Source organism: Thermomonas sp. HDW16 (genome assembly GCF_011302915.1).
In the GTDB taxonomy this organism is placed as follows: Bacteria; Pseudomonadota; Gammaproteobacteria; order Xanthomonadales; family Xanthomonadaceae; genus Thermomonas.
Map to the genome: position 1 here is coordinate 1832583 of NZ_CP049872.1, position 13014 is coordinate 1845596.

Consider the following 13014-nt stretch of genomic DNA (forward strand, 5'->3'; position numbering starts at 1 on the left):
TCAGAACGCGTGGTCGAAGCCGACCTCGCCCTGCACCCCAACCTGGTAGGCCGAGACGCGGCGTTCGAAGAAATTGGTCAGCTCCTGCACGTCCTGCAGGTCCATGAACGGGAACGGATTGCGCGAGCCGAAGTGCTTGGCGAAGCCCAGCTGCGCCAATCGCTGGTCGGCGCAGTACTGCAGGTATTCGCGCATGTCCTTCAGCGACAGCCCCGCCACGCCGCCGGACAGGGTGTCTTCGGCGAACGCGTATTCGCATTCGACCGCTTCTTCCAGCATCGCCACCACCTCGCGGCGGAATTCGTCATCGACCAGGTCGGGCTCTTCCTCGCGCGCGGTGCGGATCACCTCGAAGGCGAAGGCCATGTGCGCGCTCTCGTCGCGGAACACCCAGTTGGTACCGCTGGCCAACCCGTGCAGCAGCCCGCGCGAACGCAGGTAGTACACATAGGCGAAGGCCGCGAAGAAGAACAGGCCTTCGATGCAACCGGCGAAGCAGACCATGTTGAGCAGGAAACGGCGGCGCTGCTCGCGGGTCTCGATACGGCGCAGGTCCTGGATCGAGTCGATCCACTTGAAGCAGAACTCGGCCTTGCGCCGGATCGACGGGATGTTGTCGACCGCGGCGAAGGCCTTGGCACGCTCGTTCGGATCCGGCAGATAGGTATCCAGCAGGGTCAGGTAGAACTGCACGTGCAGCGCTTCCTCGTACAGCTGGCGCGACAGGTACATGCGCGCTTCCGGCGCATTGATGTGCTGGTACAGGTTCAGCACCAGGTTGTTGGAGACGATGGAATCGCCGGTAGCGAAGAACGCCACCAAGCGTTCGATCAAATGCCGCTCCGCCGGCCCGAACTTGTTCTTCAGGTCATTGGTGTCCAGCGAGAAATCCACTTCCTCCACCGTCCAGGTATTGCGGATCGCGTCGCGGTACATCTCGTAGAACTGCGGGTAGCGCATCGGCCGCAGGGTGAGTTCGAAGCCGGGATCCAGCAGCAGTTGGCGGTGCGCGCTCATTGACAGGCCTCGCAGGCTTCCGGGTTTTCCAGCGAACAGGCGACCGCATCCACCGGCGCGTATTCCGTCTTCGGCGCGGTTGCCGCCGCGCTGGCCACCGTGGTCTTGGCGATCTTCGTCGCCGGCCGCGAACGCAGGTAGTACGTGGTCTTGATGCCGCGCTTCCACGCATACATGTACATCGACGACAGCGCGCCGATATTCGGGCTTTCCATGAACAGGTTGAGCGAGGCCGATTGGTCGATGAAGGCACCACGCTCGGCGGCCATGTCGATCAGCGAACGCATCGGCAGTTCCCACGCCGTGCGGTAGATGCTGCGCAGCGTCTCCGGCACCTGCGCCACGTTCTGGATCGAGCCTTCGGCCTGCTTGATCGCATCGCGCACTTCCGGCGTCCACAAGCCGAGCTTCTTCAGCTCCTCGACCAGGTAGCGGTTCACCTGCAGGAAGTCGCCGGACAGTGTTTCGCGCTTGAACAGGTTGGAGACTTGCGGCTCCACGCATTCGTAGCAGCCGGCGATGGAGGCGATGGTCGCGGTCGGGGCGATGGCGACCAGCAATGAGTTGCGCAGGCCATGCAGCTTGATGCGCTCGCGCAGCGCATTCCAGCGCTCGAAATCTTCCGGAACCACGGCCCAGGCATCGAACTGCAATTCGCCGCTGGCGGCACGCGTGTCCGCGAACGATGGGTGTCGGCCGCGTTCCTCTGCCAGTTCGCACGACGTCTCCAACGCGTGGAAATAGATGGTCTCGGCGATCTTCGCCGACAGCACGCGCGCTTCCTCGCTGTCGAACGACAGCCGCAGGCGGAAGAACACGTCCTGCAGGCCCATGCAGCCCAGCCCCACAGGCCGCCAGCGCAGGTTGCCGCGGCGCGCGGATTCGATCGGATAGAAATTCAGGTCGATCACCCGATCCAGTTGGCGCACCGCCAGCTGCACGGTTTCGGCCAACTTGTCGAAATCGAAGAACCCGTCCTCATCGAAATGACGCGCCAGGTTGATCGAGCCAAGATTGCAGACGGCGGTTTCCTCAGTCGATGTGACTTCGAGGATCTCCGTACACAGGTTGGACAGGTGGATCACGTTGCCCGCGCGCAGCGTCTGGTTGCTCGCCCGGTTGCACTTGTCCTTGAAGGTCATCCAGCCGTTGCCGGTCTGCGCCAGCGTGCGCATCATCCGCGCGTACAGCTCGCGCGCCTTGATCGTCTTGACCGCCTTGCCCTGCGCTTCCGCCTGCTCGTAGGCGCGATCGAAGGCGTTGCCGAACAGGTCGGTGAATTCCGGGACGATACGCGGATCGAACAGCGACCAATCGGCATCGGCCTCGACCCGGCGCATGAACAGATCCGGCACCCAGTTGGCCAGGTTGAGGTTGTGGGTGCGCCGGGCTTCGTCGCCGGTGTTCTCGCGCAGTTCCAGGAACTCCTCGACATCGGCATGCCAGGGTTCCAGGTACACGCAGGCCGCGCCCTTGCGCTTGCCGCCCTGGTTCACCGCCGCCACCGAGGAATCCAGCGTCTTCAGCCACGGCACGATGCCGTTGGAATGCCCGTTGGTGGACTTGATCAGCGAGCCGCGCGAACGCACGCGCGTGTAGCTCACGCCGATGCCGCCGCTGAATTTGCTCAACTGCGCGATGTCGCCGTACTTCGCGTAGATCGATTCCAGCGTGTCCTGCGGCGAATCCAGCAGGAAGCAGGACGATAGCTGTTCGTGGGTGGTGCCGCTGTTGAACAGCGTCGGCGAGCTCGGCAGGTAATCGAGTTCGGCCATGCGCCGGTACAACGCCAGCGCTTCCGGCACGTCCTCGCTCAGCGCGCAGGCGATGCGCAGGAAGAACTGCTGCGGGGTCTCGATCGCCTTGCGCGTGCGCGGGTGGCGCAGCAGGTAGCGGTCGTACAGGGTGCGCAGGCCGAAGTAGTCGAAGCCGCGGTCAAGGGACGCGTCCAGCGCGTCGTTGAGCTTGCGCGAATTGGCCTGCACGAAGCCGAGCAGGCGATCGTTGATTAGCCCCAGTTCGTGTCCGCGCGCGACCGATTGCGAGAACGCATGGATCTCCTGCCCCGCCACTTCCTTGGCGATCACGCTCGACAGCAAGCGCGCGGCCAGCCTGCCGTATTCGGGTTCCTCGCCGGTGAGTAGCGCGGCGGTGCGGATCGACAGTTCGTCGAGCTCGGCGGTGGTCGCGCCGTCGTACAGGCCGGAGATCGTGCGGGTGGCCACGCGCATCGGCTCCACCGCGTGCAGGCCTTCGGCGGCGCGGGTCACCGCGCGCACGATCTTGTTGAGGTCGACCGCCTCGCCGGTGCCGTTGCGCTTGGTCACGCGCATCGTGGTCGCGGTCGGCGGCGAAGTCAGGTCGAAGGACGGCGCGACGGGCGCCTCGGCCACGGTGGCCAGTGTCTCGGACATAGCGGTGTCTCCATGCAGGATGCACGGGCCCAAGCCTGTCCCTCGCAGGCATGGATGGCATCGGAGACACAGGGTGGAAGCGCGGTGTCGCAGGAACCGCGACGCATCGGGAAGCTCGGGATGCGGCCGTGCCTGCTGCACCAGCCATCTCCCCCGGAGATTCCGCGGCCGGCACCGCGCGGCGTGCATCGCGCGGCTGTCGGCAGGTCTTCGGACTCGTGGATCCGGCCGGGATCTTCATCCCGACCACCTCGGTCGCTGCTTCCCAGGGCCACCGCCCCAGTGCGTAACGCGACCTCGTGTCCACCTACCGCTGCGGGGCAGTGCCGGGATGGGCCCGATGTCCGAGGACACGGGCCGAACCGGCTTCCCTTTTCATCCGCAGCCTTGCGACCGCGAAACCGACAGCCACAACATAGTGTGGTCGGCCGATATCGTCAATCCCATATGTTCGGATTCCACGTAAACAAAAAGCGGGCCGAAGCCCGCTTTTCGATGCAGCGACAGCGATTCGACGGCTTATTCGGCCGCGACGCCCTCGCCTTCGGCCACGGCCTTCATCGACAGGCGGATGCGGCCCTGCTTGTCGACTTCCAGCACCTTGACCTTGACCATGTCGCCTTCCTTGAGCACGTCGGAGACCTTCTCGACGCGGTCGTTGGAGATCTGCGAGACGTGCACCAGGCCGTCCTTGCCGGGGGAAATGGTGACGAACGCGCCGAAGTCCATCAGCTTGGCGACCTTGCCCTCGTAGATGCGGCCCGGCTCGACGTCGGAGGTGATCTGCTCGATGCGCGACTTGGCGGCCTGGCCGGCAGCGGCGTTCACCGATGCGATGGTGATGGTGCCGTCATCCTGGATGTCGATCTGGGTGCCGGTTTCCTTGGTGATCGCCTGGATCACCGAACCGCCCTTGCCGATCACTTCGCGGATCTTGTCCGGGTGGATCTTGATGGTCAGCAGGCGCGGCGCGAACTCGGACAGCTCGCCACGCGGCGCGGTCAGCGCATTGGCCATCTCGCCCAAGATGTGCAGGCGGCCAGCCTTGGCCTGGGCCAGCGCGACCTTCATGATCTCCTCGGTGATGCCCTGGATCTTGATGTCCATCTGCAGCGCGGAGATGCCGTTGCTGGTGCCGGCCACCTTGAAGTCCATGTCGCCGAGGTGATCTTCGTCGCCCAGGATGTCGGACAGCACGACGAAGTTGTCGCCTTCCTTGACCAGGCCCATCGCGATACCCGCGACCGGTGCCTTGACCGGTACGCCGGCATCCATCAGCGCCAGCGAGGAACCACAGACCGAGGCCATCGACGAGGAACCGTTCGACTCGGTGATCTCGGAGACCACGCGGATCGTGTACGGGAAGGCTTCCATGGTCGGCATCACCGCCAGCACGCCGCGCTTGGCGAGGCGGCCGTGGCCGATTTCACGGCGCTTCGGGCCCATCATGCGGCCGGCTTCGCCCACCGAGTACGGGGGGAAGTTGTAGTGGAACAGGAAGTGTTCCTTGTACTCGCCACCGACGGCGTCGATGACCTGGCCGTCACGCGCGGTGCCGAGGGTCACGGCGACGATCGCCTGGGTCTCGCCACGGGTGAACAGCGAGGAGCCGTGCACGCGCGGCAGCACGCCGACCTTGGAGGTGATCGGGCGCACGGTGTCCAGCGCACGGCCGTCGATGCGGACCTTGGTGTCCAGCACCGAACCGCGCATGGTCTGGTATTCCAGCTCGCCGAATTCCTTGCCCAGGTCGGCCGGGTTCCAGCCTTCGCCCTCGGCACGCGGTGCCAGCGCACCGACCACATCCTTCTTGATCGCGGAAATCGCATCCTTGCGCTGCAGCTTGTCGCGCACCTGGAAGGCTTCAGCCAGCTGGCCGCCCACGGCTTCCTTGACGGCGGCAATCAGCGATTCATTCTTCGCCGGGGCCTTCCAGTCCCAGGTCTTGGTGCCGGCTTCGGTGACCAGTTCGTTGATCGCGTTGATCGCGACCTGCATGTGCTTGTGGCCGAACATCACCGCGCCCAGCATCACGTCTTCGGACAGCTCTGCGGCTTCGGATTCCACCATCAGCACGGCTTCGCTGGTACCGGCGACGACCAGCTCAAGCTGCGATTCCTTCAGCTCGCTGACGGTCGGGTTGAGCAGGTACTTGCCGTCCTTGTAACCGACCTTGGCGGCACCGATCGGGCCCTGGAACGGGGCACCGGTCAGCGACACGGCGGCGGAGCAGCCGATCAGCGCCAGGATGTCGCCATCGATTTCCGGGTTCAGCGACATGACGGTCGCGATGACCTGCACTTCGTTCTTGAACTCTTCCGGGAACAGCGGGCGGATCGGGCGATCGATCAGGCGGCTGGTCAGGGTTTCCTTTTCGGTCGCGCGGCCTTCGCGCTTGAAGAAGCCACCCGGGATGCGACCGCCGGCGTAGAACTTCTCCTGGTAATCCACGGTCAGCGGGAAGAAGTCCTGGCCTTCGCGCTGGGTCTTCGCCGCCACCGCGGTGCACAGCACCATGGTGCCGTCGCAGGAGACCATGACCGCGCCGCCGGCCTGGCGTGCGATCTCGCCGGTTTCGAGGGTGATGGTCTTGTCGCCGTACTGGAAGCTCTTGCTGATCTTCGCCACTTGGGAATCCTTGATGTCTTTATCGTCGACGCAACGGAGCCCCGCTCCGTGCGCTGCATCGCGGTGCGATGCGGGAATGCGGCATGGCCGCGAGGGTGTGCAATTCGTGTAACGCGAAAATTCGGTACCGCAAAAACGAACCGCGGCGCATCACTGCGCCGCGGTAGGTGTTTCGATCAGCGACGCAGGCCGAGTTTGCCGATCAGCGCCTTGTAACGATCTGCATCCTTGCGGTGCAGATAGTCGAGCAGGCTGCGACGACGGTTGACCATCATCAGCAGGCCACGACGGCTGTGGTGATCCTGCTTGTGGGTCTTGAAGTGCTCGGTCAGCAGCTCGATGCGGGCGGTCAGCAGGGCGACCTGCACTTCCGGCGAACCGGTGTCGTTGTCGCCGCGCTTGTGTTCGTTGATGACTTTCTGTGAATCGATGGACATGATTTTTACCTTGTGATGCGTGACCAGCAGGAACGGGTGAACGGCTCTGGTGAACCTGTCCTCCGCACCGCACGGCTCGCCGTGAACGGAATGAAACAAAAGAGCGAAAGTGCACGTCAGGGTAATCGCCCCGAAATAGCAGCGGAATTATAGCCCGTGCTTGCGGCCCGGGCAATTCAGGAAGCGGGCGAATCCAGCAATGCCCCGGTCGCGGAGGCCCAGCGGAACAGCCGCGACGGGCGCAACCCGCCCTCGGCATCGACCTCGCCCAGGCCCAGGCCACGACCGTGCTCGTCCAGCAGGGCCACCTGCCCCTGCGGCTGGTACGGCCCGCGCAAGCCTTGCCCGCGACCCAGCCGCTGCGCCTGCGGCTCGCTGACCCTGACCTGCGGCCAGGACGTCATCCCGGCCTCGATCGGCAGCAGGCAAGCCTCCAGCACGCGCTCGCCGGCCTGCGCACGCAGGTTTTCCAGCGCTTCAAGCGTCCACATCCGCGGCTCGCGGAACGGATCCACCCACAGGCGGCGCAATTCGGCCACGTGCGCGCCGCAACCGAGCAGCTCGCCAAGGTCGCGCACCAGGCTGCGCACATAGGTACCGGAACCGCATTCGACATGCAGGCGCAACAAAGGCTCGTCGCCATCCAGCAAGTCAGCGGCGTTCAGCAGTTCGAAGGCGTGGACGTCGATCTCGCGCTCGTCGATTTCGATGGTCTCGCCGCGTCGCGCCTTGGCGTAGAGCGGCTCGCCGCCGCGCTTGAGCGCCGAATAGATCGGTGGGCGCTGGCGGATGCGACCAGTCAGCTGCTTCAGCGCTGCGTCGATGGTGTCGATGGTGATCGCCGGCACCGGACGTTCGCGCAGCGGCTGGCCTTCGGCATCGTCGGTGTCAGTGGTGATGCCGAGCCGGGCCACGGTTTCGTAGGCCTTGCGCGCGCCCAGCAGGCCGCCAGCGATCTTGGTGGCCTCACCGAAACACACCGGCAGCAAGCCGGTGGCCAACGGATCGAGGCTGCCGGTATGTCCGCCCTTCTCGGCACGGAACAGATGCCGCACGCGCTGCAACGCCTGGTTGCTCGACAGGCCCTGCGGCTTGTCCAGCAGCAGGATGCCGTCGAGCCGGCGGAACACCGTGCGTTCGCGCTTGGGGCGCGGCGGCGGTGCCGATGGATTATTCGGCGTCGTCGTCACTGGTGCGCAGGTCGCGCAGCAGGTTGTCGATGCGCTCGCCGCGATCCATCGACTCGTCGTAGTGGAAATGCAGCTCCGGCACGTGCCGCAGCTTCATCGCATGCGCCAGCTTGTAGCGGATTTCCGGCGCCAGTTCCTTCAGCGCCTTCATGGTTTCCTGCGCGCGCTCCTGGATGAGCACGGTGACGAACACCTTGGCATGCGCCATGTCGCGGGTGAGTTCGACGTCGGAGACACTGGACGATGCCAAGCCGTGCTCACGCACGGCTTCGTGCACCAGCGTGCCCAGCTCGCGGCGGAGCTGGGCCGAGACGCGGTCGGTGCGATGGAAGGACTTCTGTGCCATGTGGGTTGTGCGCACGCCTTACAGCGTGCGCTGCACCTCGATGCGCTCGAAGCATTCGATCTGGTCGCCCGGCTTGACGTCGTTGTACGCCTTCACGCCGATGCCGCATTCGGTGTTGACGCGAACTTCGTCCACGTTCTCCTTGAAGCGGCGCAGCGATTCCAGTTCGCCTTCGAAGATGACCACGCTGTCGCGCAGCACGCGGATCGGCTTGCCGCGCTTGACCACGCCTTCCACCACCATGCAGCCGGCAACCGCGCCGAACTTGGAGCTGCGGAACACGTCGCGCACGTCGGCGGTGCCGATGATCTCCTCGCGGATTTCCTTGCCCAGCACGTTCGAGGCGACCTGCTTCACCTGGTCGATGACGTCGTAGATGATCGAGAAGTAACGCAGGTCGACGCCGTTGCCTTCGATCACCTTGCGCGCCGAGGCATCGGCACGCACGTTGAAGCCGATCACGGTGGCCTTGGAGGTCGCCGCCAGTTGCGCATCGGACTCGGTGATGCCGCCCACGCCGGAACCGATCACATTGATGCGGATCTGATCATTGGACAGGCCGGTCAGCGCTTCGCGCAGGGCCTGCATCGAACCGTGCACGTCGGCCTTGACCACCAGGTTGAGGGTCTGCTGCGCAGCGCCCTCGCCCATCTGCGCCATGATGTCTTCCATGCGGTTGCCGGCAGCGGCGACCAGGCGCGTTTCACGGCGCTTGGCGTCACGCTGCTGGGCCACGTCCTTGGCCAGGCGTTCGTCGGCCACGACCACGAAATCGTCGCCCGCTTCCGGTACGCCGGACAGGCCGAGGATCTGCACCGGAATCGACGGGCCGGCCTGTGGCACCTGCGATCCGGTTTCGTCGAACAACGCACGCACGCGGCCGTACTGGATGCCGCAGACCAGGTAATCGCCCTTGGCGAGCGTGCCCTGCTGCACCAGCACCGTCGCGACCGGGCCACGGCCCTTGTCCAGCGAGGATTCGATCACCACGCCACTGGCGCGTCCTTCGAACACGGCCTTGAGGTCGAGCACTTCGGCCTGCAGCGACACCGCATCGAGCAGGTCGTCCACGCCCTGGCCGGTCTTCGCCGACAGCTCCACCATCTGGGTGTCGCCACCGAATTCTTCCGCCACCACGTCGTGCGCCAACAAGTCGTTCTTGACCCGCGACGGATCGGCGTCGGACTTGTCGATCTTGTTGATCGCCACGATCAGCGGCACCTTCGCCGACTTCGCGTGCTGGATCGCCTCGATCGTCTGGGGCATCACGCCATCGTCCGCCGCGACCACCAGGATCACGATGTCGGTCAGCTTGGCGCCGCGCTGGCGCATGTGCGTGAACGCGGCATGGCCCGGGGTGTCGAGGAAACTGATCACGCCCTTCGGCGTTTCCACGTGGTACGCGCCGATGTGCTGGGTGATGCCGCCGGCTTCGCCGGAGGCGACCTTGGTGCGGCGGATATAGTCCAGCAACGAGGTCTTGCCGTGGTCGACGTGGCCCATGATGGTGACCACCGGCGGCCGCTGCTGCTGATCGCCCTGCACCTGCTCGACGTGCGCCAGCAATTCGCTCTCGGCATCGCCCGCATCGGCGTGCACGGCCTTGTGGCCGAGTTCCTCGGTCACCAGCACCGCGGTGTCATGGTCGATGGTCTGGGTGATGGTGGCCATCACGCCCATCTTGAACAGTTGCTTGACCACGTCGCCGCCCTTCAACGCCAGTTTCTGGGCGAGGTCGGACACGGTGATCGCATCGCCGATGGCGATCTCGCGCACGATCGGCGCAGTCGGCTTGTTGAAGCCGGTGCCGGTACGCGACTGATCTTGGCCGCGCTTCTGCGGCCGGGCCTTGCCGCGCACGCTGGTGGTGCGGCGCGCGCGTTCCGATGCGGACAGGTGCAACTGGCCGGCGAAACGCTGGGCGTTGTCGTCATCCTCGACGCCGGCGACCATCGCGTGCGAACCACGCTGAGCCTTGCCCTTGTGCGCAGCAGCGTTCTTGTCGTCGCTGCGCGGGGCAGCGGGCTTCGGGTGATGTGCGTGGCCGTGGTGACCGGCCTTGGGCTTGCCGGCCTCTTCGAGCACGGCCGCTTCCGCGGCGGCGGTCGCTTCGATGCGCGCGCGCTCGGCCTCTTCTTCCTCGACGCGCTTGCGCTCGGCCAGTTCCTCGGCACGCTTGCGATCGCCTTCGGCCAGGCGCTGCTGTTCCGTCAGGTTGCGCTGGCGGGATTCTTCCAGCTTGCGCAGGATCTCAGCACGCTCGGCATCCTGTTCCTCGGCGGCGGTCAGTGCAGGCGTGGCACCCGGCTTGCTCAAGGTGACTTTCTTGCGCACCACGACATCGATGGTGCTGGCACTGCCACGGCCAGCCTTGCCGCTGCCGCCAACGGTGATTTCCTGCTTGCGGCTGCGGTTGAGGGTGATCTTGCCGGGCGCGACGACCTCGTCCGCGGCGGCATCGGTCTTGCCGTGCGAACGCTTGAGGAAGCCCAGCAGCTTCACTTTCTCCATGCTTGTCACGACCTGGTCGGGGCCGCTGAAGCTCATGCCGGCCTCGGCCAGCTGCTCCAGCAGTTTCTCGACCGGCGTGTTCACCAGTTCGGCAAGCTTGCGGATTGTGGTTTGTTGCGACATTCGGATTCCGGTGTCTTTGGCCGCACGCATGCGGCCGAATCGGGGGATTGTAGGACGGGCCCGAGCCCATCGGCCAATCAAGCGTGGCGGGCCTGGACCCGCCCCAAGGTGCTGCTTACTCGAACCAGTGCTTGCGGGCTTCCATGATCAGGGCCGCCGCGCGTTCCTCGCCCACATCCTCGATGTCGGCGATTTCGTCGGTGGCCATCTCGGCCAGGTCCTCGCGGGTCCGCACGCCACGCTCGGCGAGCGCGTATGCGGTGGCTTCGTCCATGCCTTCCAGCGACAGCAGGTCTTCGGCCGGCTGGTGTTCCTCCAGGCCTTCCTCGACCGCCAAAGCGTCGTTGAGCAATGCGTCGCGGGCGCGCGAGCGCAATTCCTCGACGATGTCCTCGTCGAAGCCCTCGACCGCCAGCAGCTCGCCGACCGGCACGTAGGCGATTTCCTCGACCGTGCTGAAGCCCTCGGCCACCAGGATGCCGGCGATCTCTTCGTCGACCTCGAGCTTGTCCATGAACAGCTGGCGCGCGGTGGCCTGTTCGGCCTCGGACTTGGCCTGCACCTGGTCGGCAGTCATCACGTTGAGCTGCCAGCCCGACAGGCGGCTGGCCAGGCGCACGTTCTGGCCGCCCCGACCGATCGCCTGCGCCAACTTGTCCTCGGCAACGGCCAGGTCCATCGAGTGCTTGTCTTCATCGACGATGATCGACTGCACTTCGGCTGGCGCCATCGCGTTGATCACGAACTGAGCGGCGTTGTCGCTCCACAGCACGATGTCGACGCGCTCGCCGTTCAATTCGTTGGTCACCGCCTGCACGCGCGAACCGCGCATGCCGATGCAGGCGCCGATCGGATCGGTGCGGTTGTCGTGCGCCAGTACCGCGATCTTGGCGCGGTCGCCCGGGTCGCGTGCGCAGGCCATGATCGAGACCAGGCCCTGGCCGACTTCCGGCACTTCCAGCTTGAACAGCTCCATCATGAATTCCGGGGCGGCGCGGCTGATGAACAGCTGTGGGCCACGCGGCTCGGAACGCACGTCGAACAGGTAGCCGCGGACGCGGTCGCCGGTGCGCAGCACGTCGCGCGGGATGCCCTTGTCCTTGGGGATGATCGCCTCGGCATTGCCGCCCAGGTCGACGTAGATGTTGCCGCGCTCCACGCGCTTGACCACGCCGGTCACCAGCTCGCCGACGCGATCCTTCCATGCATCCACGACTTGAGCGCGCTCGGCTTCGCGCACGCGCTGCACGATCACCTGCTTGGCGGCCTGCGCGGCGATGCGGCCAAAATCCGGGTTCTCGATCTGTTCTTCGATGTAGTCGCCGACTTCGGCGTCATCGCTCTCGTCCACGGCGTCCATCAGGCGCACCTGGCGGTGCGGCGATTCCATCACCACGTCGTCGGCGACCACTTCCCAGCGGCGGTAAGTCTCGTAACTGCCGTCCTTCGGGTCGATCTGCACGCGCACCAGCACATCCTCTTCGGCGTAACGCTTCTTCGCCGCCGAGGCCAGCGCCGCTTCGATCGCTTCCAGGATCACCGATTCCGGCACGCCCTTTTCGGCCGCGACCGCATCGACGACGAGAAGAAGTTCCTTGCTCATTTCCGCTTACTCCGCACTGGACGGCTCGCTGGCCGCCGGCTTGTTGGTGAGGTTTTTGTCAGGGGTGTTCTTGTTCGCCGGTTTCTTGCCGGCCGGTTTTTTCTGCTTGCCCGGTCGCGCATCGCGCCCGGATTTGTCCACGGCCGGCGCCAAGCCCAAGGCCACCCAATCGGGCACCAGCTTGGCCTTGTCGATGTTCGCCGCGTCGATTTCGAATTCGGCGTTATCGACTGCGAAGACGATCGTAGTGCCGTCCACGCGGACGATCTTGCCCACGAAGCGGCGACGCCCGTCCTGCGGCAGCTTCAGCGTGACCTTGGCGGATTCGCCGACGAAGCGCGCGAACTGCGCGGCACCGAACAGCGGGCGATCCAGGCCTGGCGACGACACTTCCAGCGTGTAATTACCGGTGATCGGATCCTCGACGTCGAGCTGCGCGGACACTTCGCGGCTGACCGCTTCGCAATCCTCGATGCCCACGCTGCGGGTATCGCTATCCGCCTGCGGCACGTCGATGTACAGGCGCACGGTGGCGCCACCCGGTGCGGGCAGGTATTCGATGCCGAGCAACTCCAACCCCAGCGATTCCACCGTGGGTGAGAGCAACGCGGCGATTTCGTCGGCCTTGTCGGTCACGTTGTATCCAGATCTCGATGCAGGAACGAAAAACAAAAATCCCGGAAACGAAAAAGGGCCCACTGGGCCCTTGTCCGATGACGCTGGAGTGTGAAACCCGGAAGCAACG

General features: G+C 65.2%; 9 protein-coding genes and 1 riboswitch. All 9 genes read right to left on the reverse strand.

What is annotated here, in order from left to right; genetic code table 11:
• The 9 genes from G7079_RS08520 to rimP all read right to left on the reverse strand — a co-directional run bounded on the left by G7079_RS08520 (position 1) and on the right by rimP (position 12905).
• On the reverse strand, positions 1–1017 hold the full coding sequence (locus tag G7079_RS08520; RefSeq protein ID WP_166056897.1) for a ribonucleotide-diphosphate reductase subunit beta: 1017 nt from the start codon (positions 1015–1017) through the stop codon (positions 1–3).
• Complete coding sequence (locus G7079_RS08525) at positions 1014–3431, reverse strand: ribonucleoside-diphosphate reductase subunit alpha (RefSeq protein WP_166056898.1); 2418 nt, start codon at positions 3429–3431, stop codon at positions 1014–1016. Before G7079_RS08525 ends, G7079_RS08520 begins: the two co-directional genes overlap by 4 nt.
• A 183-nt stretch (positions 3432–3614) precedes the next feature.
• A riboswitch (cobalamin riboswitch) is annotated at positions 3615–3852 on the reverse strand.
• A 98-nt stretch (positions 3853–3950) separates the two neighbouring features.
• Positions 3951–6059: a polyribonucleotide nucleotidyltransferase gene (pnp, locus tag G7079_RS08530; RefSeq protein ID WP_166056899.1), complete on the reverse strand. Its 2109-nt coding sequence runs from the start codon at positions 6057–6059 to the stop codon at positions 3951–3953.
• 176 nt (positions 6060–6235) lie between these two features.
• Entirely contained in the window at positions 6236–6496 is a 261-nt protein-coding gene (gene rpsO, locus G7079_RS08535) for a 30S ribosomal protein S15 (RefSeq protein WP_166056900.1), read from the reverse strand.
• A 176-nt stretch (positions 6497–6672) separates the two neighbouring features.
• The gene (gene truB, locus G7079_RS08540) at positions 6673–7626 is read right to left on the reverse strand and encodes a tRNA pseudouridine(55) synthase TruB (protein WP_166057892.1); all 954 of its coding nucleotides are present in this window, start codon (positions 7624–7626) and stop codon (positions 6673–6675) included.
• Between the two features lie 40 nt (positions 7627–7666).
• Complete coding sequence (rbfA, locus tag G7079_RS08545; protein ID WP_166056901.1) at positions 7667–8032, reverse strand: 30S ribosome-binding factor RbfA; 366 nt, start codon at positions 8030–8032, stop codon at positions 7667–7669.
• A gap of 18 nt (positions 8033–8050) precedes the next feature.
• A complete protein-coding gene (gene infB, locus G7079_RS08550) occupies positions 8051–10666 on the reverse strand; it encodes a translation initiation factor IF-2 (RefSeq protein WP_166056902.1) in 2616 nt (871 codons plus the stop codon).
• Between the two features lie 115 nt (positions 10667–10781).
• Complete coding sequence (nusA, locus tag G7079_RS08555; RefSeq protein ID WP_166056903.1) at positions 10782–12269, reverse strand: transcription termination factor NusA; 1488 nt, start codon at positions 12267–12269, stop codon at positions 10782–10784.
• Positions 12270–12275: 6 nt separating this feature from the next.
• A complete protein-coding gene (gene rimP / locus G7079_RS08560; protein WP_166056904.1) occupies positions 12276–12905 on the reverse strand; it encodes a ribosome maturation factor RimP in 630 nt (209 codons plus the stop codon).
• Positions 12906–13014: the final 109 nt, after the last annotated feature.

Bases quoted from the DNA above. Each gene is read 5' to 3' on its own strand.
- G7079_RS08520 (WP_166056897.1), bottom strand. From the start codon at position 1,017: ATGAGCGCGCACCGCCAACTGCTGCTGGATCCCGGCTTCGAACTCACC.
- G7079_RS08525 (WP_166056898.1), bottom strand. From the start codon at position 3,431: ATGTCCGAGACACTGGCCACCGTGGCCGAGGCGCCCGTCGCGCCGTCC.
- rpsO (WP_166056900.1), bottom strand. From the start codon at position 6,496: ATGTCCATCGATTCACAGAAAGTCATCAACGAACACAAGCGCGGCGAC.
- rbfA (WP_166056901.1), bottom strand. From the start codon at position 8,032: ATGGCACAGAAGTCCTTCCATCGCACCGACCGCGTCTCGGCCCAGCTC.
- infB (WP_166056902.1), bottom strand. From the start codon at position 10,666: ATGTCGCAACAAACCACAATCCGCAAGCTTGCCGAACTGGTGAACACG.
- nusA (WP_166056903.1), bottom strand. From the start codon at position 12,269: ATGAGCAAGGAACTTCTTCTCGTCGTCGATGCGGTCGCGGCCGAAAAG.